This is a genomic window from Panacagrimonas sp. (genome assembly GCF_965216805.1).
GTDB lineage: Bacteria > Pseudomonadota > Gammaproteobacteria > Nevskiales > Nevskiaceae > Panacagrimonas.
On sequence record NZ_CBDCGN010000002.1, the window covers coordinates 1,198,622 to 1,222,695 of the forward strand.

Genomic DNA, 24,074 nt, shown 5'->3' on the forward strand with positions numbered 1-24,074 from the left:
AAAACCTACAGCTTTCGACGCCGAATTTTCATGGTCACTAGACGCTGAACTCCTGCGTCGTCGGCAGCGCCCTGGTCGACTGCAATGCGACCTGGTTCAGGGCCAAAGCGCCAGAACCCACTGCTCTGGATACGATCTTGTGGCGACCGGTCACGCCCATCTTCTTGCCCGCTTTTTCGATATGAAAAAGCACGGTCCGCTCGGCAATGCCGAGTTCGGTCGCGATCGTGGCAGATGATTCGCCAGCGGCTGTCCACATCAGAATCTGCTTTTCGCGCTCGGACAGTCTCGCGACCTCGCGATGCGTGGATGCGGTAAAGGCCACCCGCGATACGGCCTCGTGCAACACCGTGGCAAACCAAGTCATCTCGCGGCGCAGTTCGAACCGGGTGACTTCGCAATCGTCGATTACGGACTCCCTGGCCAGGGACAACACGCCGACCTCGCCGCGTCTGCCGCAGATCGGGGCGGATACTCCGTGGGCTAGGCCGAAACTGGCGGCTTCATTGAAGAAGGCGCCGACCAGCGCGTCGCTGCGTTCGATCTCGTCCCAGAAAATGGGGACCGAACTGCTCAGGGCATGACGGACAACCGGATCCACGCGCAGGTATCCCGCTTCGTCATAGTGCTTGCGCCATTCCTTGGGGAAGCCGGACAAGGAGAAGTGCACTGGTTTGGCCAGCGAGACCGGTACGCGAACGCCGAACAGAAAACTACTGAACTGCCGCGCCTGCGCAAACGCTCTAACGGCGTCATACAGCTCGGGCACGTTTTCCGCGTTTTCGAGTAGCGCGGTTAATGCAATGTCGCTGCTGGCCATCGATTGCTCCCTACCGCCCCCGTTCAGCCGGCGCCGCAGCATCAGAGGAAATTGTCCCGAGAAGTGAGGTGCAGGCCCTTGATGCTGCTGCCAAACCGCTGGACTACTATAAGTACGAGGTCCATTCTTTACCAGCCATGGGCGAAACCCGACAAAATCTCATCGACAGCATCATCGATGCACCTGCGAGCGTGGTCGATCTGAGTGTTGCCGTTGTGCAGGAGCACCGGGCTTATCCGCTGCCGCGGACGCGCGAGCGTGCCGTTCGCGTCGCCCAGGGCCATATGCGTTTCATGCCCGCCAGCAACCTGCGCCTCATGCTGGCGGTGGCAGATGACGAATTTCATATTCATTATCAACCGAGTATAGATTGCAAAACCGGCGAGATCGCCCATCTCGAAGCGCTGTTACGGTGGCCAGCAGGGCAAGGCACCCACAGCACCGAGGAGATCGTTCGTTCGCTGGAGTTGAACTCGCTGATCGGCGAGGTGGGCCGCAACATTCTCAACCGCGCTTGCATGGACCTGGCTGAATTGCGTCGCAATGGGCATCCCGGCCTGACTCTGAGCATGAACGTTTCCGCCGGGCAACTCGCCGATGCGAACCTGGTGATGACCATAGACCAGACCTTGAAGCGGTATCGCATCCCGCCCCGACAGTTCCAGGTGGAGATCACCGAGACCATGCTCGCTGAAGGCGATTCCATTCCCCTGTTTGTCGAAAAGCTCAATGCAATCGGTGTGGCGACACTGGTGGACGATTTCGGCCTGGGCTACAACAACCTGGGCGTACTGCGCAGCGTGCCGGTGGCGGGATTGAAACTGGATCGTTCTTTCGTCGCCGGTCTGGGTCGCAACCGGCGCGACTCCGTGATTGCGAAAACCATCATCGGCCTGGCCAAGAGTCTGCACATGATCACGGTCGCTGAAGGCGTGGAGACAGACGTGCAGGCGCGCTGGCTTCGTCGGCATGACGTGACCCGTATGCAGGGCTGGGCTTACAGCAAGGCCCTGCCCATCTCCGGCATTCGTAACCTGTTGCTGCAGCAGCCCTGGGCCAAGAAGGCATTTCTCAGGCGTTGAGGTTGGGCCGGCTGGCTGGAACATGCGGGCTGCGCGTCATCCGCGCACCCTCGCTGAGGGTGCTGAACGGCCAGCGCTACACGCCCAGATTCAGAAAGGCTGCCCGTGCCAGTGCCTGCTCAGTGGATGAGCACTTGAGCTTTTTCTGGATTCTGCTCAGCAGCTTGGTGATGGCATCCGGTGTGAGCTGAAGCTGCGCAGCGATCATGCCGGCCGGGGTGCCCGCAGAAAGCTGCGACAGCAGAAGCACTTCCTGATCGCTCATGCTTGCTGCGACATCGGACAGGTCGGCCGCAACCTGATCGGCGACCCGAATCACGGACTCCATGAGCAGCGTGCCGAAATACAGCGCTGCAGCTTCGATTTCGGTCTTGAACGGCTCGGGTGGCGTGTGCAGATGAGCGCGCGAGAAGTTGATCAACCCTCGCGCCGCACGCGGGCCGCGTAATGGAACGCTGAAGCCCGCGCAGATCCCATGTCTGGCCGCTTCGACGAACAGCTCCGCCGCCAACGGTGATGCGTCGGAGATCTCCGACCAGTCGAACGGGCGATAGGCGGTCAGGCCTCGCTTGACCACCGGATCGTGCTCGAAATACCCGCGGGAGTTGTACTGCGCGATCCAGGCACTGTCGTATCCGGAAAAGCTCACATGAGGGATCTGGTCCTCGCGTAGCTTGAGGTGGGGCAGGGAACACGCCAGGAGCCACCCGTCATGCTGGATCGTGTCGCAGAAGCGCTGACAAAGATCTCTGATCTCGCTTTCGTCACGGCATTGGCCGGCGGCCTGCAGCAACGGCGTCAACAGCGACGACGTGACGCCAACAAAATTTCCCGCTGAGGCGCGCTCGCCAGCTCGCGCTTCGTTTCCCGCGCTTGCCGACTTCTGCTGCCGGACTGACTTGTTCTGGGTCATTCGTTCCAATCGTCAAAACTCAAGGCGAGGCGCAATGCTCCCATCCATGTCGAGCACCGCAGGGGTGTAATGATATCGATACTGTATCGACCAATACCGCTACAAGCCCGGTCACGTCCTCTATTGTCGTTGACCAACATCTGCGCGTTGGTGATCGGAAAGCTTGAGGCGGTGCCGGACCAGGTCCATCAGGTGTTGACCGGGCGTTGTGATCCGGGTGTCGGGTCTGGCCTTTCTGGTGGAGGGCAAAGCGGCTGTCAGTGATTCCTGCGAGTGCGCCCGGCGCCTGCCCGGCGTGATTCCGTCACGCACAAAAAAAGCGGGGGCATGCCTGCCCTCGCTTTCCTGCGCGCCGGGTTGGAAAGTCAGCCGCGGGATTTTGCGCGACAGGCGTCAAGCTCTGCCTTGGTCGCGTCGAGCTGCTTTTCCAGTGCCTTGATCTTCTCATCCTTCGGGTTGGGCATGAACATGCTCTGCATCTCGCTTGCTTTCATCTTGATGCGTTTGCCCTGGCTGGTGCCGTAGATGATTGTCGGATCGTCCCAACTGCCGTAGTAGGGCAGGTGCGCCGGCGGCTCTGCAGTGACGAAATCCTTTTCGAACGCGTCGAACGGCTTGCCTCGCTTGAGCCGTGACTTGCGTTCGTCCTGTCGCGCCGTCTTGGTGGCCTCCTCGTCGACGATCAGCGTGGTCGAATCGAACACCACCTTGTAGATATCGCGCGCCGTTTCGTGCGAGATCAGGTCTTCCTCGATGTCCTTGATCACCAGCGCCGGGTCGCGCAGCAGTACGTCGCCGTAACCGGCGCCGGTGCCCTGGCACATCATGTAGACCTCGCCGTTCTCGCAAAGCTCGAAGGTCATGGCCATCGGATGCGTCGAGTACTTGCCGCCTTCGACGGTCTGCTTGTTCATCAGATCCAGAATGTCGAACTTGATCTTGTCGGGGTTGGACTCGAGCTGCTCGAAGATGTTGACGTTCTGGATCTTGCACAAGGGGTACACCGGCGGGCCGTAGCCGCCGAACAGCGGCTGCGAAGGCGTGAACAGCGAGCCGGTGCAGCCGGTCATGAAGCCCCACATGCCGGTGCCACGGGTCGAGGCGATCATCTCGTAGCCCAGGCCGCCGCGGTACTTGCCGAAGCCGACCCGATCCTTGGTCAGAGTGAACGCGCCGAGGCGCACGATCGGCAGTTCCTCTTCGATGACTTCCATTTCGCCGATGTCGCAGTTGGCGGCGAACGGGGGCGACACCGAATGTTCGCCGTCGCGATGCGCACGACCGCCCTGGCCATTGCCGTTGATGTCGGCGCAGAAGTTGCCGACGTTCTCGCCGTTCTGGGTCAGGCCGCCGTAGATGAAGGTGCCGGGCTGGTCGTACTGCGGCGCCACGATCGCGGTGTAGCGATGCGGCAGACTGTAGCTGAGCTTGGCCATCGGGATGGTCGGGATGGTCATCGCCTTGAACAAGGGGATGAGGCTCATCGGCTGCGGCGTCTCGAACGAGCCATTGAGCACCGACTTCTCGTCGAACAGCATCTTGATCGGGCCGAATACCGCCATGGTCTGCGGCAGGTCGGGCCAGACGTTCTGCAGGTAGCTGGTCAGAAGCATCGTCTTGAGCGAGGCCGCGTTGCAGTTGATGGCGCGGTTGATGAACTCCGGCGACGAGCCGCGGAAGTCCAGGGTCATCTTGTCGCCCTTGACCGTGACCGCCATGCTGAACTTGAGCAGTGCGTTCTCGCGCAGGGTCGAATCGGGAAAGGTCAGGACGCGGGTGGTGCCGTCCGGCAGCTCTTCGATGCGGCGGCGCACTTCTTCCTGCACGTCCTCGATGTGCTGGCGCAGCGAGATGGTCAGCGCGTCCTCGCCGAATTCCTCGAGCACCGCCAGCACGCGCTCGCGCATGCGCAGGCAGGTGTGCAGCTTGACCTTCATGTCCTCGAGCTGCAGCTTGGGATCGCGCACCATGTTCTGCAGGAACGTGACGAGATCGCGACGGAGCTGAAAGTTCTCGATGACCTTGAAAGGCGACATCTTCAGGCCTTCGTCGTAGCGGCTCTCGGCCGACGGCGGCATGCCGCCCGGTTCGGTCGCACCGTTCTCGCCCTCGTGGATGGTGCAGGACACCCAGCAGACCAGCTTCTCTTTCCAGAACACCGGCATGATGCAGGACTGATCGGTGCCGTGGATGCCACCGTAGCGCGGGTCGTTGTGGATGAAGCCGTCGCCGTCGCGCACGCCGACGGTGGGTTCGTCGGTCCAGTACTTGATGATGTACTTGATCGGGTAGTGCACGCAGGCGGCGAAGCCGACGACGCCGTGCGGCGCGATCATCGATAGGTCGCCGCTGGCCGTGAAGATGGACGCGACGATGTCGCCCCACTTCGCGCCGGGCGCGGCGCCCATCTGTTCGATCATCGTGTTCCCTTCATCCATGGCGGCGAGGACGCGGCCACGTACCATGTTGACCAGGTGCGGATCGGTCGGACCGCTGAGCAGGCGCTCTTCGTCCTCGCTGCGCGGGCCGATGTCGTGGTCGCCCATGATCTCCGGATCAGCGATGTAGAACAGCTGGTTGTCCTTCAGAAACTTGTTCAGCAGCGCCTTGTCGTCGGCAGTGATGTTCATGTCGTTCATTTGTCTTCGCCCTCCATTCATTACTTTCAAACTCCGTCGCGGAAAGCCGCGACGGAGTAAATCGATCAGGTGGTCTCGATTCTCGTAAACCACACCGCACCCTGTTCTGCTGCGCGATAGCGCCAGCCCGGTTCGATCAGGTAAGTCGTGGCGCGTGTCACCACGATCGCAGGTCCGTCGATCTCGGTGCGCGGCTCGAGCGCGCCGTCACCGTAGATCGGCGTTTCCAGCGCACCGTCGTGGCCCACGAAATGGCACTTGCGCAAGCCATCGGGGGCGGGCGGTGCCTTGCCCTTGCCGGCGGGCTTGATGCCCTTGAACGCGACACCCGGCTGGGTGACGAACGAGCAGACGCGAACCGTGTTGATGCGTACGCCGGCTTCGGTCACCTGGCTGCCCTTGCCGAAGCGCTCGCCGTAGCGCTGGTAGAACTGCTCCATCAACCGCAGTACGTCGCTCTGATTGTTCAATCGATGCAGGTCGGTGACCACGGCGGTCGTCACGCGTTGGTTGCCGTAGCGCATGTCGAGTTCCAGGCGGTAACCGATGCCCTCGGCTGCGAAGCCCTGGCGCAGCAGGTCCTCGCGACCACGACGCTCTAGCTCTTCGACGAAGCCGTTGAACTTGCTGTAGTCGGCGAACAGTGACTTCAGGTTGGCGTCGTACAGTACCGTCCAGGTGCTCAGTTCGTGGATGTGCATCTGGTTCATGTTGCCCGCACCCACCGCCGAGAACGTCGAAGCATAAGGCGGTGCCAGAATGTTCCTGACGCCCAGTGCACGGGCGATGCCGCAGGCATGCAACGGACCATTGCCGCCGTAGGCCAGGGTGGTGAAGTCCACCGGCTCGTAGCCGCGCGTGCGCAGTTCGCGTGCGATGCCGTTGGCCATGTTGGCATCGACGGTCTGCTTGATCAGCTTGCAGGTTTCGACGGTGTCGACGTCGAGTTCGTCCGCCAGCTCCTCCATCGCCTGTTTGGCGCGCTTGGGATTGAGCTTGATGCGACCGCCCGCGTAGTTGCCCGGGTCGAGATAACCCATCAGCAGATCGGCATCGGTGACCGTCGGCTTCAGGCCGCCGCGATCGTAGGCCGCCGGGCCGGGGTCGGAGCCCGCCGACTCCGGACCCACCTGTACGGTCTTGTAGATGCGATCGTACTGGCACACCGATCCGCCGCCAGCGCCCAGGGTGACCAGATGCACCATCGGCACCGCGACCATCCAGCGTTCGATTTCCGGATTGAAGTCGTAGTACTTGACGCCGCCTTCCACCACGATGCCGATGTCGAAGCTGGTGCCACCCATGTCGGTGGCCACGATATTACCCAGCTCGGCCTGCAGCGCCAGGTGTTCGCTGGCCGCGATGCCGGACACCGGACCCGAGTGCACGGTCTGCAGCGCATCTGTGGAATTGAGCTGCGCCATGCCGCCGGAGTTGTGATTGCACAGCATCGGCTTGGAATAGCCGGTGTTGCGCAAGTTCAGTTCCAGGGTTCCGAGGCCGTGGTACATCGTCGAGTGCAGGAATCCGTCCATGATGGTGGACATCGCGCGCGCGTACTCGCCTTTGCGTCCGCCCACCTGATGCGAAAGCAGCAGCGGGATTGCGCCCAGCATGTGGCCGGGATACTCCTTCAGAAATATCTCGCGAATGCGCAGCTCGTGTTCCGGATTCACCACCGAGTTGGCCAGGGTCACCACAATCGCCTCGGCGCCCTTGTCGACCAGCTGGCGCAGTTTGTCGCGTAGATCTTTTTCGTCGAGCTTGAGCAGCACGTCGCCGGTGTAGTCGATGCGCTCGCGCACCTCGAGGATCATCGGAATCGGCACGATGGGGTCCGGACGCTCGGCGTTGGGCACGTCCATCTGCTGCTTGTGCGGCAGACCCGTTGCATAGCCCTTGGCACGTGCCAGCGGTACCGAAGAGCGGAAGCCCATCGTGGTCAGCATGCCCAGACGAGGACCCTTGCGCTGGATCAGCGCGTTGGTGCCCAAGGTGGTGGCATAGCGCACCGAGTCGACCTGCGATAACAGGTCGTGTTCCTTGAGTTCGAGCTCGTCGCAGGCGTTCTTCAATGCCTCGTTGAAGCCCAACGCCAGATTCTGGTGCGTGGTGAGGGCCTTGGATTCGATGTACTTGTTGTCCCACGCCACGAAGCAGTCGGTGAAGGTGCCGCCGATATCGACCGAGACGCGCCTCATGCCTTGTCTCCGGTTGCCATGCGAGCCATCCGCTGGCCGGAATGCACGCGCCGTTGTGCGGGCTCCTTGCCGATGGCCTCGACCAGCACTTCGTCGCGGTCCTTCCACTGCACTTTCATCGCGTCGATGTCGAACTCCATGTCGCGCAGCGGCGGATGGCCGGGTGGCAGGTATTCGACTTCCATCATCGTTCCGCACTGTGGGCAGTAGTACTCGATCAGCCGGCACCAGGTCGGGTCCGGCGAGTAGGTGAGCGTGTACTTGGTCGGGTCCAGCAGTGGCTTGTGGATTTCACGCGGATCACGGTCGTAGGCGAGCAGGCCGCGCTTGTAGTTGTCGCGCGCCGACACCAGCACTTTGTCGCAGTGGCGACATTCCCACTGCTCGCTATCCAAATCGATGCGCAGATTCTCGGTCATCAGGACTTTCATTTTTTTTCCTCCAGAACGGGATCAGACGCGGCTCAACAGAATGTCGCCGCTGTCGTTGATTTCGAAACGCCAGCCAGCATCGATGCGGCCGGTGAAATAGGCCTCTTCAAGCACGGCGGGACCGCTGGCAACCGCACCCGCGGCCTGGTCTTCGACGCGGTAGACCGGCAGGGCGGCGTCGCCCACCTGACGCGACCCCTTGGTCACCGCCTCGGCCGATTTGCCGCCGAAACGACCGCGCAGTTCCGGCTGCGGCAGCCGCCGCGTACTGCTCAGCGAAACCGACAGCCGCGCGTTGGCGGGCAGATCGGACGGCAGCGCGCCGTTGGCCAGTGCGCGACGCTCGTCCAGTTCGGCGGTGGTCACCAGCAGTTCCGGCTCGAGTTCGCAGTCGCCCAGCTCGAAGCCTTCGGCGTACATGCCGCGCTCGGCCTGTTCTCTGAGATCGTCCAGGCAGGCCTTGAGGCCAGCGGCATCGCGCTGTCGCAGCGGCGCCTCGTACTGGTGACCGATGTCGGAGAAGCCCAGGCCGAACGCCGAAAACACCGCCGCCAGGCCCGGAATCAGCACGCGCGAGATGCCAGCGGTCTCGGCGATGCGGCAGACGACCATAGGGCCCGCGCCACCGAACGCCGCCAGCACCGTGTCGGCTTCGACGTGTGCGAACTCCTTTAGGCAGCCGGCCACCTTGTCGACCCAGGCCTTCTCCATCGCGACGGCCGCTGCCTCGATCGAGAGGTTTAGCGGTGTCGCTACACGCTCCTGGATCACCGCGCGTGCGCGCTGGAGGTCCAGCGCAAGATCGCCGCCGAAGAACGAGCTGGGGTCGAGCAGGCCCAGCACCACGAACGCATCGGTGATGGTGGCCTCGCTGCCGCCCAGGCCGAAGCAGGCTGGGCCCGGCGCGCTGCCTACCGACTGCGGTCCGACCTTGATGTGGCCATCGACCACTTTAATGATGGAACTGCCGCCGACGCCGACGCTGTGCACATCGCTGAGGGGAAACGACACCGCGACGCCCTCGACACGGCCGCGCGATTCCGAGCGGACCTGACCATCGCGCACTTCGCCGATGTCGGTGGTGGTGCCGCCGACGTCCATCGAAACCAGATGCTTGAAGCTGTAGTGGCCGGCGATGGCGCGCGAGCCTTCCATGCCGCCGCGCGGTCCCGAGCTGTAGGTTTTGAGCGCGATGGTTTTGGCTACGCGGGCGGAGTTGCCGTCGTTACGGAAAATCAACAGCGGGTTCTGCGCCTTGTGCTGGCGCAGCTTGTGCTCCGAGGTGTAGAGAAACCGCTCCATCGCCGGGTGCAGAAAAGCGTTGAACAGTGCGGTCCAGGTGCGGCGCACATCGTCTTCGTCTTCGACCACTTCATGCGTATAGAGAATGGGCACCGCGCCGAGAAGGTGCTGCGGGAATTTTCGCAGCAACAGGTTCTTGAGCCGCGTTTCCTGCTCCGAGCGATCCGCGCCGCCGTGGGCGACCACGATGCGATTGGCGCCAGCGGAGGACAGTGCATTGACCGCCTTGACCGCGGCCATTTCCAGTTCGGCGCCCTGCAGACTCAGGTCCAGCGCAGTGCTGCGCGTGCCGACCAGGGCATCGAACAATTCGTCCGACCGACCCTCCTGTCTCAGCGCCGGTTCCTGCAGCGTACCGGTGAGCACCAGACCCAGGCGCGGTCCCTTGCGCTCGATCAGGGCATTGGTGCCCTGGGTCGTGGAATAACGGATGTGGTCCGTGCTGGTGATCAGCGCCAGCAGGTCTTCCTTGCCGTAGATCGCCTGTGAAACCTTGCTCAAACCATCAAAGAAACAGCGCGACAGATCGTGCGGCGTCGTCAGTGTCTTGGCCCGGTAAACCGAGCGGCCATCGATGACGCAGATGTCCGTCAGAGTGCCCCCATTGTCGATATTGATGAGTTTTCCCACTCGCTCCTCCTGATAGTGTGCCGACGCCTTGTTGTGCCGGCGAGATTAGGGCGGCGTCCGGTCGGTATTCCTACCCGCAGGGGTAAAGTAGCACTCGGCTCGCGGCGATCCCGTAGGGGTGCTTCCCTGATTCGCTCAGGGTGGACCCCCTTAAATGACTCGGCGGCCCGTCAAGGGCCGCCGGGTTGCCTGGCAAGGCGGGAGAAAAAGGGGCAGGGCAACCGCCCCGGCTGGGGAGGAGAGCCAGGGTAGACCCGCCCAGAGCGCATCAGGTCCCGGTCGTCACGGCCGGCGCCCCTGTCCGGTCGCGGCGCACCCGGGCAGAGGTCATGCATTCGGCGTCCGATGGCCGCTTCGATCCACTTCGATACGGCAATCGGAACAGCCCGCCGTTCACGCGAAAAAGACCGGCGGACTTTTCAGTCCGCCGGTATTGCGCCGATGAAGCAGCAGCGGGAGAACAATCTGCGAGGGCGAGCCCTCGCATTTCCGGGTCTGGAAGCTAGGTACCCAAACGGGCCATCGCACTCGTGGTCAGGAACTTGTTGTAGAAGTCGTAATCGGGGTCGTATTCCGACTTGTATCCTGCAGGACTTGCCTGCGCGTGGTGGATGCGCGTCATGCGGTTGGACTGAATGTCATGAACATGGCAGTAATCCCAGGACCAGGCCGGCGTTCCGTCCCGGTTCTTGTGGACGTGACTGCCTTTCTGCTGCCGGCCGGATCCGGTTTCGAAGGACTTCCAGACCTTGCCCTGCCGGTCGAACGTTACGCTGGAGTTGTACATGTTGTTGCGTGCATCGATCCAGACACGCTTTACGCCGACCGGCGCACGTGGATATCCGGTGGGCTTGGTTTCGATCACCACGCACTCCGGTACCAGCTGAAAGTTGGTTTCGTAGAACGTCAGATCCTTGCCGCCGCCGTGTACCTTCTTGTCCCAGTTTGGCGAATCGCCCTGCCAGTTCTCGGACATTGGCGCCAGGTGGGGCTTTCTGGTGATCATCTTGTAATCGCCCCAGGTGAGCATGGGGTCCCCCGATGACCATGCGTCGGAGAGGAAGAAGGTCATGCCCGGCACCACCGGTTCGAAGCGTTGATTGGTGGGGAACTGACGCACCCGCTTGAATGCCGGGAAATAGCCGTACAAGTCCGGGAATTTGCGCTGGTCGTAATACCAGACGGACAAGAACGAGGAGCCCTTGGTGTCGTTGGGACGCGTGAACCAGATCGACTGCAGCCTGAGGAGTTCGGCTTGATCCTGGAATATCTTGCCGTCGGCTCGTGCCTGGACCTGCAGTTCTGCCCAGATGAATTCGCGGTCGTACCCGATGCTGCCATCCGGTCTGAGACTGATCTCGGGAATCGCGTAGATCGAAAAATTGTGACGGCCCCAGCTCATCGTGATGTTGGCCAAGGCTTCCTTGGCATCGCCGGGTTCCGGAAAGGGCACGCCACCGAGCCAGTTTTCTCCGGTGTCGGCGACCAGGTTTCCAGTGTCATCCCACTTCGCCCGGCCCTTGTTGCGCAGGGTCGCTTCGAGATGGTCCTGGTTGTACATCTCGGTGATATCCAGCGTCGTCGGAACGATCTTGATCCGCCGCCCCTGCTCCTTGAGGTTTGTATACTGGATCGGATCGAGCAGGTCCTGGACGATGTCGACATTGCTGGCGTCGATATAATCGCCCGTCTTGATTTTGCCCTTGGTGTACATGTCGATCGACATCAGCTCGTCCGGGTAGGCTTTGCTGATATCGCCGTTGCTGGCCGCCACGGACCACAAGGGCGCGAGGACGCCCAAGGTTCCGATACCGCGGGCGGTTTTATCGAGGAACTGTCGGCGGCTGTAATCGAAGTCGAACTTGCGGATATGCATCGGGCTCTCCTCTTTGCAGTGAGCGTTGCCGGCTGGGCTCGTCTGCCCGCCTTAGATGTATTTATCGCTTCACCAGATTTGGAATGATTTCGCCGGGCTGCCGATCGGATAAGGTGACGATCGAATGCCCCGGCCACTGCACCGTAGGACTGGGCCTTCCGCTGGACCCTACCCTTGAGGGTAATCTTTCGATCTTGGGTTCTACCCAGCTGGGAAAGCGTTGATTCGATCGTTTCGCTGCGATGCAGTGAATTGATCGAACGCAGCCTGGGGTGCGCGTAAGTTGCGCGGTGCTCCTCTTGCATCCTGGGCGTCGCAGTCAAGTTGGCCGGGGGCAATCTTCCCTCAGTTCCTGCCCGTAAAACGCCATGCACTGCGGGGCCCGGCGATTTCAGCGTACGCCGTGATCCGTCCAGGCAACGCTATGCCGGTATCCCGGAATGACCCTACCCCGGAGGGTAAAGAGCGGCCCCAGCGCCTGGGGTAGGCTGCCGGTCCAGGAGCGAGGAGGAGACTCGTGAACGCCCGATCCGAGCAGAGCGTCAATCCCGACCTGCCCAGAGGTGCCGCCCGCGTGCCTGCGGTGTCTCCGAATCACAAGATCTCGGCGCCCAAGGCGCACCAACACGCGGTGGAGCGCGAACTGCTGCTGCAGCGCGTGTTCGGCCGTACGCCGGCCCGGGTCGCGGTATTCCAGGCGCCTGCCGGCCATGGCAAGACCTCGTTGATGTTGCAGGTGCAGGCAACCTGCGAGCAGGAGGGCATGCTCTGCGGTTGGTTGTCGCTGGACGAAACCGACAACGATGTGACGCGCTTTCTGGGGCATGTGCAGGAGATGGTGGCCGGTATGCGCGCGCAGGCCAGCGTCCGCGAAGTGGCCGAGCAGCCACGCGTCACCGATATGGCTTCTCGTACCGACTGGCTGGCCGGGCAGTTGCTCGCCTTGGGCCGGCCGGTAGCCGTGTTCATTGACGATCTGCACTTCGTCAGCAGCCGGCCGATGCTGGGATTTCTCCGCGAACTGCTCGCTAGTGCGCCGGTCGGCATCCGCTGGTTCCTGGCCAGCCGGGTGGTGCCGGAGGTGGGTCTGCCGCGGCTGATCGTGGGCGACGAGGCATTGGTCATCCATGCCGATGCGTTGCGCTTCTCCGAGCAGGAGGTGCGCCGATTCTTCGAGCTGACCGGCGACGTCAGCGTGTCCGAAGCCGAACTGCATGCGATCTACAGCGATACCGAGGGCTGGCCTGCGGCGGTGCAGCTTTATCGTCTGGCCATCGACAGCCCGGCGATCCGCGAATCCCTGGCCAAGGGACGGGTGCATCATCTTCGCGAACTGGCGGATTACCTGGCCGACAACGTGCTGTCGCGACAGGCGCCAGCGGTGCAGGAGTTTCTGCTCAAGACTTCGGTGCTCACGCGCATGTCGGTGTCGTTGTGCAACGCGCTGCTGGGGCGTCGCGATGCCCAGGAGATTCTTGCCGTTCTGGAACGCACCGGGCTGTTCGTGCGCCGGGTCGAATCCGACCAGCAGTGGTTCACCTATCACGCGCTGTTTTCGCGCTTTCTGCAGGACCATCTGCGCGCCGCGTATCCGGAATCGGTACGCGAACTGCATCGCGATGCCGCGCGCTGGTTTCGCGAGCAGGGACACTTCGAAGAGGCGCTGCACCACTTCTCCAGCGCCGGCGATCATGCAGAGGCCGCCGACGTGTTCGAGATCTGGGCGGATCGGCTGGTGCCCGACGGGCACATGGTGACGGTCGATCGCTGGTCGGACAGCGTGCCGATGGAAGAGCTGGAAAAGCGCCCCGGGCTGGTGGTGAAGATCGTCTGGGCGCTGAGCTTTCTGAGCCGCCATCGCAAGCTCGGACCGCTGCTGCGCCTGCTGCGCGCAATTCCGGCCGGAAGCTCTCCGCACGGCGATCCGCGGGTGGCGTTGAGCATGGTGGCGATCATTGAGGACGACCTGGCACACACGCCCGACCCGGTGGCCAGCGTCGACACCAGTGTCAATGGCTCCACCCGCTTTCGTACGTTTGAGCTCAGCGCGGTCGCCAACGCCCGCGGCTATCACGCAATGGCCGCGGGTCACTACGACGAGGCGCTCAAATACCTGGCGCGCGGACGCGCGCTGAGCGGACTGGGTGGCACCACGTTCACCTGGGCCTACTCCGTCGGCAAGTCGGCGCTGACTCTGGTCTCGCAGGGCCAGTTGCAGGAGGCGATGACCCAGTTTCGCACCGCCTTGTCCGATCCGCGCATGTACGCCGACGAATCGGTGTCTACCGCCTGCCTGGCCTGCGGGCTGATCATGACCCTGTATGAGGCCAACGAATTCGATCTGGCGCTGACGCATTTCCGACAGTTTCGCGAGATCATCACCAACGCCGGCATCCACGACTACCTGGTGATCGCCTATCGCGCGGTGGCGCGCATTCACGATCTGCGCGGCGAGGCGGCCGAAGCCCTGGCGGTGCTCGACGAAGCCGAACAGCTGTCCTACAGCGGGCAGTGGCCGCGTGCGGTGCGGCTGATCGGCTGGGAGCGCGTGCGGCGCGAACTGCTGAGCGGACGTCTGGACCGTGCGCAGATCGTGGCCGGCCGGCTCGAGCCGGACGATTGCTCTCCCACCAGCGACTGGGTGCGCATCTCCGAAGACAGCGAAGACACCGTCATCGGCCGAATCCGTCTGGACATTCACGCAGGCCACGCCCGCGAAGCGCTGCGGCTGCTGCACGCCGGACTCCGGCAGGCGGTGCTGCGCACACGCGTGCATCGGCAGATCAAGTTGCAGGTACTGGGCGCCCTGGCCAACCAGCGCCTCGGGCACGGCAATGCGGCGCATCGCTGCATCGAGCATGCGCTGGCGCTGGCCGCGCCCGGCGGCTACGTACAGGCCATCCTCGACGAGGGCGAAGAAGTCTCGCAGTTGTTGCTGGAGCACCTGCGCCCGGGTGGCGAACGCGGCGAGCTGGCGCCGGATTCAGAGTCCTATCTGTTCCTGGTACGTCTGCTCGGTACCAGCATGCCGGAGACTCAGGCGCGGACCTCGCGGGAGCGCCCGGGTGCCGCGGGCGGCGGTCTGCTGGAGCCGTTCACCGATCGCGAACGCAAGATCGTCTCGATGATGGTGAACTACCTGTCGAATGAACAGATTGCCACCGCGATGTTCGTGACCCGCGATACCGTCAAGTATCACCTCAAGAACATCTACGCCAAGCTGGGCGTGAAGAGCCGCCTGGAGGCGATTCGCATCGTGCGCGAAAAGGGGCTGATCGGCGGTTGATCGCGGAGTTGCTGTACCGCGGCCGGAACTGCCGTGACGCCGGGGCTCGTCAGCAGGCCGACCGGATAAAGGGCCCGCGCTGGGCCGGTTCGGGTTGCGGTCCGGGTCGATGCAGCGTGCGATGTCGGATACCGGCATGCCGAAGCTAAAGACTCCAGGCATCGACTCCGGCAGGCCCGGTACACGTTCCAGAACGTGCTCTGCTGAGCGCGTGCCGGGTCACAGCAACCGGCCGGGCACTACCCTGCCAGGCTGGTCCGGAACTTGAAGGTCCACCGCCGAACCCGAGCAGCGCGCCAAGCTTCTGGCGCAGGACCAACGACATGAATTCGGCACTGTGGGCGGCCAAGACCGGACTGGATGCGCAGGCCACGCGCATGACGGTGATCTCCAACAACCTGGCCAATGTCGGCACCACCGGCTTCAAGCGCGGCAGGGTGGCCTTCGAGGACCTGTTGTCGCAGACCGTCAAGCAAGCCGGAGGCCAGACCAGTCAGCAGACGCAGGCACCGACCGGGCTCAATCTGGGCACCGGTGTGCGCGTGGTCGCCACCGACCGCCAGTTCGCGCAGGGCAATCTGCAGCAGACCGGCAACCCCCTGGACGTTGCCGTCAACGGCCGTGGTTTCTTCCAGATCAGCCTGCCCGACGGCAGCAGCGCCTACACGCGCGACGGCAGTTTCCAGGTGGACGCACAGGGTCAGCTGGTCACCTCCAGCGGTTTCGCGGTGCAGCCCGGCATCAATATTCCGGAGGCCGCCCAGAGCGTGACCATCGGCAGCGATGGCATCGTGACCGTGCAACTCTCCGGCGAGGCGGCGCCGCAGGAAGTCGGTTCTCTGACGCTGGCCGACTTCGTCAATCCCGCCGGCCTGCAGGCGCAGGGCGAGAACCTCTACATCGAGACCGCGGCCAGCGGTCCGCCGCTGACCGGAACGCCCGGACTCAACGGACTCGGGCGCGTCGCGCAGGGCTCGTTGGAGGCGTCCAACGTCAACGTCGTGGAAGAGCTGGTCTCGATGATCGAAACCCAGCGCGCTTACGAGATGAACTCCAAGGCCATCTCGACCACCGACCAGATGCTGGCCTACGTGTCCAACAACCTGTGAACGCGCATCTGACGAGGCGGACACCGGCAAAGATAGGTGCGTGCGGTCAACACTCCGGCTTCGTTGCCGCGCTCAGGCCGTTCAAGGTCCGGGTGCTCGCGATGATCGGGACGGAAGTCTGCAACCGCGCGCAGCGCCGCCAACATACATCACCGACATTGGAACTCGATGGTGAGACTGGAAGGATTCCTGAGCCTGCTGGCCTGCCTGCTACTGCTCGCGGCGATCTGCAGCGGCGTACGTGTGGCCCATCAGCACCTGGCGAAGGCGGTGCCGCCACCGGACGCGCCGCGCTCGTTGCCCTGAGCCTGGTGCTGGGGGCCTGCGGCAGCGCGCCCAAGGTGCTGGAAGCGGAGCCGGCACCGGCACGTTCGTTCGCGATTCCGGCGCCGGTCGCGACCTCGGGCGCGATCTACGACAGCTACAGCGGGCGCGGTTTGTTCGAAGACCCCAAGGCGCGCGCGCCTGGCGATCTGCTGACCGTGCTGCTGATCGAAAAAACCCAGGCGCAGAAACAGGCCAGCACCTCCACCAGCAAGGAAGCAGGTCTGAGCATCGCCAACCCGACGCTGTTCGGCCGGCCGCTGACCCGCGACGGCCAGCCGATCGGAGACTTCGCCCTCAATGGCGCCCGCGAGTTCAGCGGCAGAGGCGACACCAGCCAATCCAACCAGCTCAGCGGCAGCCTGACCGTGACCGTGGTCGATCGCATGCCCAACGGCAATCTGGCAGTGGTGGGCGAAAAGCGCCTGGCGTTGAACCAGGGATCGGAAGTGGTGCATCTGAGCGGCATCGTACGCCCGGTGGATATTGCCCCGGACAACACCGTGACGTCGGACCGCGTGGCCGATGCGCGCATCGAATATGTGGGGCGTGGCGCACTGGCCGATGCCAATGCGCAGGGATGGCTGTCGCGTTTCTTCAATTCTCCGTGGTTCCCCTTCTAGTGAGATTCCGATGCTCTTGATGCGAACGCAAAGCAGCGCAGACGGCCTGCGATTCCCCGCCGACGTGCCCAGCCCACGTCGCGCAGGCCGTCTGCGCTTTTTTGCGCTCGTGATCGTGCTGGAACTGGTGCTGCTGATCGGCACCTTTCCGGCCCATGCCGAGCGGGTCAAGGATCTGGCCTCGGTGGCCGGCGTGCGCTCCAATCCCTTGGTGGGCTACGGCCTGGTAGTGGGCCTGGACGGCAGCGGCGATCAGACTTCGCAGGCGCCGTTCACGGTGCAGAGCCTCAAGAACCTGCTCAACCAGCTTGGGGTGACGGTGCCACCAGGGGTCAGCCCGCAGCTCAAGAACGTGGCGGCCGTCGCCATCCACGCCGAACTGCCGGCGTTCGCCAAGCCCGGTCAGGTGATCGACGTCACCGTTTCGTCCCTCGGCAACGCCGGCTCTCTGCGCGGCGGTTCGCTGCTGATGGCGCCGCTCAAGGGCGCCGACGGTGAGGTCTATGCCATCGCGCAGGGCAATGTGGTGGTGGGGGGGCTGGGCGTCTCCGGCAAGGACGGCTCGCGCGTATCGGTCAACGTACCCAGCGCCGGCCGCATTCCGCGCGGAGCGATGGTGGAGCGGGTGGTGGCCTCCGGTTTCGACAGCGGGCCCGATGTCCGGCTCGATCTGCACGTCGCCGATTTCACCACCGCCACGCGTCTGGCGGCCGGCATCAACCAGCTGCTGGGCAGCGCGGTGGCGCGCCCACTGGACGCCGTCACCGTGTCCGTACTGGGTCCGGCCGATGCGGCGCAGCGCGTCGCCTTCATGGCGCAACTGGAAAACCTCGACATCCAGCCCGGCGATGCGCCGGCAAGAGTGATCGTCAACGCCCGCACCGGCACGGTCGTGGTCGGCAGCAGCGTGCGGGTGCTGCCGGCGGCGGTGTCGCACGGCACCTTGAGCGTCACCATCTCCGAGAAGCCTGAAGTCAGCCAGCCCGATGCGTTCTCGCGCGGCCAGACCGTGGTGCTGCCACGCAGCGAGATCGAAGTGACGCAGACCGGTGGCCAGATGTTCGTGCTCGACGGCGGCGTGTCGCTGGACGACCTGGTGCGTGCGGTCAATCAGATCGGCGCCTCACCCGGCGACCTGGTCGCGATCCTGGAGGCGCTCAAGCAGGCCGGTGCGCTGCGCGCGGAGCTGGTGATCATCTGATGAGCCTGGCCGCGCCCATGCCCGCGGTTACCGATTTCGGTGCGCTGTCCACGCTGAAATTGCAGGCGCGTGCGCAGGACCCCGAGAGCATGCTCAAGGCCGCGCAGCAGTTCGAGGCCCTGTTCGTGCAGCAGGTGCTCAAGTCCTCGCGCGATGCCAGCCTGGGCGAAGATCTGCTCGGCGGTGGCCAGTCCGACTTCTACCGCGATCTGTTCGATCAGCAGATGGCCTTGCACCTGTCCACCGGGCAAGGCGGCAGGGGAATCGGCCTGGCCCAGGTGCTGGTGCGACAGATGATGCGGACGCAGGATGCAACGGCAGTGGAAAGTCCCGCCTCTGCGCCGATGCATCCTCTGCCTGCGCGGCTGGGCACCAGCCTGCGACCGACCGACCGGCTAGCCGCGCCGGATGCGGCCGCGCTGGCGAGCAAGCGTGATCCTTCGGCTTCAACTCCGGCGGCAGCGGTTGTCCGCGGCATCGTCGCCCCTCCGGCCGCTGCGGGTAGCCCGCAGGCCTTCATCGAACAAATCCGCCCGCACGCCGAGGCCGCCGCCGCAAAGCTCGGTGTGCCGGCCGAAGCGATCATGGCGCAGGCCGCGCTGGAAACCGGCTGGGGCCAGCACGTGCCCCGTGATGCGGACGGCCGTTCCAGCCACAATTATTTCGGCATCAAGGCGCATGGCTGGGACGGCGCGGTCCTGACCCGGACCACGCACGAGCATCTGGGCGGACGCCTGCAGAAAATGTCCGCCCAGTTCCGTGCCTACGAATCGCCGGCTGCGGCGTTTGCGGATTACGCCGACTTCCTCAAGGCCAACCCGCGCTATGCGCAAGCCCTGCGAGAGGGTCGGGAAGACGCCGGGGCCTACGCGCGCGGGCTGCAGAAAGCCGGTTACGCCACCGATCCTGCTTACGCGCACAAGCTGCTCAAGCTGATCGATCGCGTGTCGACAATTCCTGCAGAGTCCGCGCCAGCGGACGCCAAGGCGGTGTAAGCCATGTCCGATCTTCTGAGTACCGGCATCTCCGCGCTGTTGAGCTATCGCAAGGCGCTGGACACCACCGGCCACAATATCGCCAACGTCAACACGCCGGGATATACGCGCCAGCGCGTCGACCTGGTATCGCGTCTGGGCGGACCGACAGGCGACGGCTACGTCGGCAGCGGTGTGGAAGCCGCCACGGTGCGCAGGATTGCGGATGCTTTCGTTGGTGCACGCGCGGTATCCGATACCTCCGCCTATCGCCGCGCCGAGCAATTCGAGGCCGTTGCCGCGCAACTCGACAGCTGGATGTCTGACGCGGCCACCGGGCCGGGCCAGCCGCTCAACCAGTTTTTCGACAGTCTCAACGCGCTGGCTGCCGATCCCACTTCGGCGGCAGCGCGCCAGACCGTTCTCAGCGATGCGCGGGGGCTGACTTCGCGCTTTCGCAGCTTGCAGGGTCAACTCGACAGCGTGCAGGTCGAGCTCAACAGCCGCCTGCGGCAGTCGGTGCAGGACATCAACGCCGCGGCGCAGTCTATCGCCACGCTCAACCAGCGCATCGCGCAGGCCGCTGCGGCTGCCGGCGGCCAGCCGCCCAACGACCTGCTCGACCAAAGGGATGCGCTGCTGCAGGACCTGGCCGGCCAGATCGGGGTGAACACCAACACCGCCGATGACGGCTCGATCAACGTCTTCACCGGCAGCGGTCAGGCGTTGGTACTGGGTGCGCAGTCACAGGCGCTGGGCGTCGCTGACGATGCCTACGGCAGCGGCCGCCTGGAAGTGACCTCCAGCGGCGGCGTGGTCACTGGCCAGCTCGGTGGCGGCGCGCTCGGCGGCCTGCTGGACGCTCAACGCGAGGTACTCGATCCGGCACTCGCGCAACTCGGCCGCCTCGCCGTGGGGCTGACGCAAGCCTTCAACGCGCAGCACCAGCAGGGCGTCGATGCGCTCGGGCAGGACGGCGGCTTGTTCTTCAATTCCATAACCGGCCGGGCGCTGGCGGCCGACGGCAACAGCGGCAACGCGCAGATCGGCGTCGGTTTCTCCGACGTCGGGGCGCTGACCGGCGGCGACTATCTGCTGCGCTTCGACGGGGCCAACTGGCAGCTCAGCGACGCCACCACCGGCGCCAGCATTTCCATGAGTGGCAGCGGAGCGCCCGGCGATCCGCTCGTCGCCCAGGGGCTGAGTCTGACCGTGAACGGTGTCCCAGCGGGACAGGATCGATATCTGATCCGGCCGACTGCACTGGCGGCCGGCCAGATGCAAATGGCGATCTCGGATCCCGCCAACCTCGCCGCCGCGGCGGCTGGCAGCGGAGCCGATTCCAGCGATAACGGCAATGCGCGTGCGCTGCTGGGGCTGGAGTCCCAGGGGTTGCTCGACAGCGGCCGCAACAGCCTGCAAGCGGCTCAGGAAAAGCTGGTCACCGGCATCGGCAATCAGGCCCGGCAGGCGGGCATCGCACGCGGTGCGCAGCAGAGCCTGCTGGCGCAATCGGTCGCCAGCCGCGACGCCGCGTCCGGCGTGAATCTAGATGAAGAGGCCTCCGATCTGGTGCGCTTCCAACAGGCCTATCAGGCGGCAGCGCAGGTGATCGCGGTGGCCGACACCGTGTTTCAGTCCCTGCTCGCCGCGGTGCGGCGCTGAAGCCGGGGGCCACCATGCGAATTTCCACCGCCGCCCTGCACCAGCAAGGCATCGCCAACATTCTGCGCAACCAGACCGCGCTGTCGAAGACGCAGAACGAGCTGGCCCTGGGCACCCGCATCACCCGTGCGAGCGACAATCCAGGCGACTGGGCACGTGCCTCGCGCCTGGACCAGCGGCTGTCGGAGCTGGCTCGCTACAACGACAACGCCGTCGCCGCACGCCACCGCCTGGGCCTGGAAGAAACCGCCCTGGCGGCGGCCACCGACACCCTCAATCGCGTACGCGAGCTGGCGCTGCAGGCCAATGGCGGCATCCAGTCGGGCGATTCGCGCCAGGCGATCGCGCTGGAATTGCAATCGCGCCTGCAGGAGCTGCTGGCGATCGCCAACAGCGACGACGGCAGCGGTCGGTTTCTGTTCGGCGGGACTGCCGACGGCGGTGCGCCGTTCTCGCTCGATGTTTCCGGGGCCACCTACAGCGGTTCGGCGCAGGTGCGCGAGATCGAGATCGGGCCCGAACGCGCGCTGGCGCTGGGCGACGCCGGCAGCGCGGTTTTCCAGGCCCTGCTTAGTGGCAACGGCGCCTTTGCCGTCAGTGCCGACGCGGGCAACGCTGGCGGCGCCTACCTGACGCAGGCGCGTCTGGCCGACGCTGGCGCCTGGGATGGTGGCGGCTACACCCTGAGCTTCGCCGCGGGCCAATACGAAGTGCGCGACGCCGGCAACGCGCTGGTCGCGTCGGGTGCCTACAGTGCCGGTACCGCGATCCGCTTTCGCGGGGTGGATCTGACCTTGACCGGTGCCCCCGCCGACGGCGACCGCTTCCAGGTGGCGCCGGGCACGTCGCAGGATTTGTTCGCGCTGGTGCAGAAAGTGACCGGCCTGGTGGATACGGATCCGCAAACCGAATCCGCGCGCGCGCTCAACCACACCGCGTTCTTCGGTGCGCTGGAGGAACTCGACGCTGCACTGTCGCACCTGTCGAACCTGCGCGGTACGGTCGGCAACCGCCTGGGCGCGATCGATAGCTCCGAAGCGCAGCTTGCCGCGCTCGATCTGCAGGCGCAGGAGACCCTGTCCGGCTTGCGCGATCTGGATTACGCCGAAGCGGTCGGTCGACTCAATCTGCAGATGACCGCGCTGCAGGCGGCCCAGCAGTCCTACAGCCGCATCCAGGGCATGTCCCTGTTCGACTACCTGCGCTGATCCTTTCGTCGGCGCGCCGCCGCCGCCGGTCCCTCCAGCAAAAGACGGCTCAAGATTTTCCGCGCTGCGCCGAAAAAGACTCAGCAACGGCAAGCCGATCAAGCCCCGAAGCTCTCGCCCTTTCGAGGCACCGACACCGCGGCCTCACTCACCATTAGGAGCAACACCATGGCTCAAACCATCAACACCAACGTGATGTCGCTGAACTCGCAGCGTAACCTCAACATGTCGCAGGGCTCGCTGGCGGTTTCGTTGCAGCGGCTGTCTTCCGGCCTGCGCATCAACAGCGCCAAGGATGACGCCGCCGGCATGGCCATCACCGAGCGCTTCACTTCGCAGATCCGCGGCCTGGACCAGGCGGCGCGCAATGCCAACGACGGCATCTCGCTGGCGCAGACCGCCGAAGGCGCGCTGGTGGAAGTCACCAGCAACCTGCAGCGCATTCGCGAACTGGCAGTGCAGGCGTCCAACGCCACCAACTCGCAGTCCGACCGCGATGCACTGCAGCTCGAGGTCGGCCAGGCCCTGGCCGAGATCGACCGCGTCGCCAACCAGACCCAGTTCAACGGCGTGAACCTGCTGGACGGCAGCTTCAGCGGCGCTGTGTTCCAGGTCGGCGCCAACGCCGGCGAGACGATCTCGGTGGCTTCCATCGCCGACGTGAACATCGCGGCGCTGGCTTCGGTGACGCAGTCGCAGACCTCGGTCGCGGTCTCGGCCATCACCGCTCCGGGCACCGCCATCGCGGCCGGCGGTATCGCAGTCAACGGCGTCGACATCGGTGCCATCGGCGCCGCCGGGTCCGCGCTCGAACGTGCGGGTCAGCTGGTCAATGCCATCAACACGGTGTCGACCGCGTCCGGTGTCGGCGCCACTTATAACGCGTCCACCAACGAGATCATCCTCACCGGCAGCGGCAACATCGCGGTGACCGGCACGCTCAACGACGCCACCATCGGCGGCCTGACCAATGCCACCGCCGCCACGGCGTCCACCACCACCGGCATCACCACCTTGTCGGTGTCCAGCTACACCGGTTCGCAGCTGGCCATCCAGCAGATGGACAGCGCGCTGACCCAGGTCAACACCGCACGCGGCAATCTGGGCGCCTTGCAGAACCGCTTCACGTCGGTGGTCGCCAGCCTCAGCGCAACCTCGGAGAACCTGAGCGCCTCGCGCGGCCGCATTCAGGATGCCGACTTCGCCAAGGAAACCGCCAACCTGACCCGCGCGCAGATTCTGCAGCAGGCCGGTACGGCGATGCTGGCGCAGGCCAACGCGGTCCCGCAAAACGTGCTGAGCCTGCTGCGCGGCTAAGCCCGAGTCGCGCCGGACCCGGGGCCTGCGCGCTCCGGGTCCGACGCTCACATCAGCACTGGAGGTGGTCATGGCCACCGAATTGTCGAGTGTCGCGATGCCGGCCGTTCCCGCTCACGGGGACGGCTTTCGCGCGTTATCCAAGCCGGCAGTTGCGGTGGCAGTCCGCGATGGAATCGGGTCGGTACCGGATCCCGCGGCCGGTGGTCCCGCTGTTGCCGAAATCGACGATCTGGCCAAGGCGCTGGATGCCATCGCAGCGCGCGCCGCCGAGCAGGGCGCGGTGCTGGATTTCCGGGTCGACGAGGCGTCCGGCCGCGTCATCGTCAGCCTGATCGACCGCACCGACGGCACCGTGTTGCGTCAGATGCCCAGCGAAGAAGCATTGCGCATTGCTCGAGCGCTGGCGGCGGACGCTCCGCGCCTGATCGAAGTGCGTGCCTGAACTTACGCCCAACCTATCGAACCGGAAA

General features: G+C 64.5%; 18 protein-coding genes. 11 read left to right on the top strand and 7 right to left on the bottom strand.

Translation table 11 applies throughout. The annotated features are described in order from the left end of the window. Nucleotides 1-37: 37 nt before the first annotated feature. The gene (locus ACOOHP_RS05670; protein ID WP_420465485.1) at nucleotides 38-820 is read right to left on the bottom strand and encodes an autoinducer binding domain-containing protein; all 783 of its coding nucleotides are present in this window, start codon (nucleotides 818-820) and stop codon (nucleotides 38-40) included. A gap of 68 nt (nucleotides 821-888) precedes the next feature. On the opposite strand from ACOOHP_RS05670, the gene ACOOHP_RS05675 reads away from it, so the two are divergent. Further along, entirely contained in the window at nucleotides 889-1,902 is a 1,014-nt protein-coding gene (locus ACOOHP_RS05675) for an EAL domain-containing protein (RefSeq protein WP_420465486.1), read from the top strand. 76 nt (nucleotides 1,903-1,978) lie between these two features. Here the strand turns inward: ACOOHP_RS05675 and ACOOHP_RS05680 are convergent, their stop codons facing one another. From ACOOHP_RS05680 to ACOOHP_RS05705, 6 genes are all read right to left on the bottom strand, one after another. Next, entirely contained in the window at nucleotides 1,979-2,815 is an 837-nt protein-coding gene (locus ACOOHP_RS05680; protein ID WP_420465487.1) for a helix-turn-helix transcriptional regulator, read from the bottom strand. A 365-nt stretch (nucleotides 2,816-3,180) separates the two neighbouring features. Continuing rightward, nucleotides 3,181-5,445: a hydantoinase B/oxoprolinase family protein gene (locus ACOOHP_RS05685; protein WP_420465488.1), complete on the bottom strand. Its 2,265-nt coding sequence runs from the start codon at nucleotides 5,443-5,445 to the stop codon at nucleotides 3,181-3,183. A gap of 74 nt (nucleotides 5,446-5,519) precedes the next feature. After that, on the bottom strand, nucleotides 5,520-7,655 hold the full coding sequence (locus tag ACOOHP_RS05690; RefSeq protein WP_420465489.1) for a hydantoinase/oxoprolinase family protein: 2,136 nt from the start codon (nucleotides 7,653-7,655) through the stop codon (nucleotides 5,520-5,522). Next, entirely contained in the window at nucleotides 7,652-8,086 is a 435-nt protein-coding gene (locus tag ACOOHP_RS05695) for an acetone carboxylase subunit gamma (protein ID WP_420465490.1), read from the bottom strand. Before ACOOHP_RS05695 ends, ACOOHP_RS05690 begins: the two co-directional genes overlap by 4 nt. A 21-nt stretch (nucleotides 8,087-8,107) precedes the next feature. Further along, the gene (locus tag ACOOHP_RS05700; RefSeq protein ID WP_420465491.1) at nucleotides 8,108-10,018 is read right to left on the bottom strand and encodes a hydantoinase/oxoprolinase family protein; all 1,911 of its coding nucleotides are present in this window, start codon (nucleotides 10,016-10,018) and stop codon (nucleotides 8,108-8,110) included. 502 nt (nucleotides 10,019-10,520) lie between these two features. After that, nucleotides 10,521-11,894, bottom strand: coding sequence for a DUF1329 domain-containing protein (locus ACOOHP_RS05705; RefSeq protein ID WP_420465492.1), 1,374 nt, complete (start codon nucleotides 11,892-11,894; stop codon nucleotides 10,521-10,523). Between the two features lie 517 nt (nucleotides 11,895-12,411). Between ACOOHP_RS05705 and ACOOHP_RS05710 the strand changes: the two genes are divergently transcribed. The 10 genes from ACOOHP_RS05710 (at nucleotide 12,412) to ACOOHP_RS05755 (ending at nucleotide 24,046) form a co-directional block, all read left to right on the top strand. Further along, nucleotides 12,412-15,180: a LuxR C-terminal-related transcriptional regulator gene (locus ACOOHP_RS05710; RefSeq protein WP_420465493.1), complete on the top strand. Its 2,769-nt coding sequence runs from the start codon at nucleotides 12,412-12,414 to the stop codon at nucleotides 15,178-15,180. A 323-nt stretch (nucleotides 15,181-15,503) separates the two neighbouring features. Next, a complete protein-coding gene (gene flgG / locus ACOOHP_RS05715) occupies nucleotides 15,504-16,289 on the top strand; it encodes a flagellar basal-body rod protein FlgG (RefSeq protein ID WP_420465494.1) in 786 nt (261 codons plus the stop codon). A 171-nt stretch (nucleotides 16,290-16,460) separates the two neighbouring features. Beyond that, the gene (locus ACOOHP_RS05720; protein WP_420465495.1) at nucleotides 16,461-16,595 is read left to right on the top strand and encodes a hypothetical protein; all 135 of its coding nucleotides are present in this window, start codon (nucleotides 16,461-16,463) and stop codon (nucleotides 16,593-16,595) included. Nucleotides 16,596-16,600: 5 nt separating this feature from the next. Beyond that, nucleotides 16,601-17,236, top strand: coding sequence for a flagellar basal body L-ring protein FlgH (gene flgH, locus ACOOHP_RS05725; RefSeq protein WP_420465496.1), 636 nt, complete (start codon nucleotides 16,601-16,603; stop codon nucleotides 17,234-17,236). A 19-nt stretch (nucleotides 17,237-17,255) separates the two neighbouring features. Then, nucleotides 17,256-18,437, top strand: coding sequence for a flagellar basal body P-ring protein FlgI (locus ACOOHP_RS05730; RefSeq protein WP_420466950.1), 1,182 nt, complete (start codon nucleotides 17,256-17,258; stop codon nucleotides 18,435-18,437). Continuing rightward, nucleotides 18,437-19,432 carry a flagellar assembly peptidoglycan hydrolase FlgJ gene (flgJ, locus tag ACOOHP_RS05735; RefSeq protein WP_420465497.1) on the top strand — a complete coding sequence of 332 codons (996 nt, stop codon included), beginning with the start codon at nucleotides 18,437-18,439 and terminating at the stop codon, nucleotides 19,430-19,432. The genes ACOOHP_RS05730 and flgJ overlap by 1 nt, the downstream gene beginning before the upstream one ends. 3 nt (nucleotides 19,433-19,435) lie before the next feature. Next, the gene (gene flgK / locus ACOOHP_RS05740; protein ID WP_420465498.1) at nucleotides 19,436-21,076 is read left to right on the top strand and encodes a flagellar hook-associated protein FlgK; all 1,641 of its coding nucleotides are present in this window, start codon (nucleotides 19,436-19,438) and stop codon (nucleotides 21,074-21,076) included. A gap of 14 nt (nucleotides 21,077-21,090) precedes the next feature. Further along, the gene (flgL, locus tag ACOOHP_RS05745) at nucleotides 21,091-22,284 is read left to right on the top strand and encodes a flagellar hook-associated protein FlgL (protein WP_420465499.1); all 1,194 of its coding nucleotides are present in this window, start codon (nucleotides 21,091-21,093) and stop codon (nucleotides 22,282-22,284) included. 168 nt (nucleotides 22,285-22,452) lie between these two features. Further along, nucleotides 22,453-23,601: a flagellin gene (locus ACOOHP_RS05750; protein WP_420465500.1), complete on the top strand. Its 1,149-nt coding sequence runs from the start codon at nucleotides 22,453-22,455 to the stop codon at nucleotides 23,599-23,601. 70 nt (nucleotides 23,602-23,671) lie between these two features. Next, nucleotides 23,672-24,046 carry a flagellar protein FlaG gene (locus tag ACOOHP_RS05755; RefSeq protein ID WP_420465501.1) on the top strand — a complete coding sequence of 125 codons (375 nt, stop codon included), beginning with the start codon at nucleotides 23,672-23,674 and terminating at the stop codon, nucleotides 24,044-24,046. The last annotated feature ends 28 nt before the right edge of the window (nucleotides 24,047-24,074 follow it).

Coding starts and splice junctions, on each gene's coding strand:
- ACOOHP_RS05670 (WP_420465485.1), bottom strand. CDS start 820: ATGGCCAGCAGCGACATTGCATTAACCGCGCTACTCGAAAACGCGGAA.
- ACOOHP_RS05680 (WP_420465487.1), bottom strand. CDS start 2,815: ATGACCCAGAACAAGTCAGTCCGGCAGCAGAAGTCGGCAAGCGCGGGA.
- ACOOHP_RS05685 (WP_420465488.1), bottom strand. CDS start 5,445: ATGAACATCACTGCCGACGACAAGGCGCTGCTGAACAAGTTTCTGAAG.
- ACOOHP_RS05690 (WP_420465489.1), bottom strand. CDS start 7,655: ATGAGGCGCGTCTCGGTCGATATCGGCGGCACCTTCACCGACTGCTTC.
- ACOOHP_RS05695 (WP_420465490.1), bottom strand. CDS start 8,086: ATGAAAGTCCTGATGACCGAGAATCTGCGCATCGATTTGGATAGCGAG.
- ACOOHP_RS05705 (WP_420465492.1), bottom strand. CDS start 11,894: ATGCATATCCGCAAGTTCGACTTCGATTACAGCCGCCGACAGTTCCTC.
- flgG (WP_420465494.1), top strand. CDS start 15,504: ATGAATTCGGCACTGTGGGCGGCCAAGACCGGACTGGATGCGCAGGCC.
- ACOOHP_RS05730 (WP_420466950.1), top strand. CDS start 17,256: ATGCGAACGCAAAGCAGCGCAGACGGCCTGCGATTCCCCGCCGACGTG.
- flgJ (WP_420465497.1), top strand. CDS start 18,437: ATGAGCCTGGCCGCGCCCATGCCCGCGGTTACCGATTTCGGTGCGCTG.
- flgK (WP_420465498.1), top strand. CDS start 19,436: ATGTCCGATCTTCTGAGTACCGGCATCTCCGCGCTGTTGAGCTATCGC.
- flgL (WP_420465499.1), top strand. CDS start 21,091: ATGCGAATTTCCACCGCCGCCCTGCACCAGCAAGGCATCGCCAACATT.
- ACOOHP_RS05750 (WP_420465500.1), top strand. CDS start 22,453: ATGGCTCAAACCATCAACACCAACGTGATGTCGCTGAACTCGCAGCGT.
- ACOOHP_RS05755 (WP_420465501.1), top strand. CDS start 23,672: ATGGCCACCGAATTGTCGAGTGTCGCGATGCCGGCCGTTCCCGCTCAC.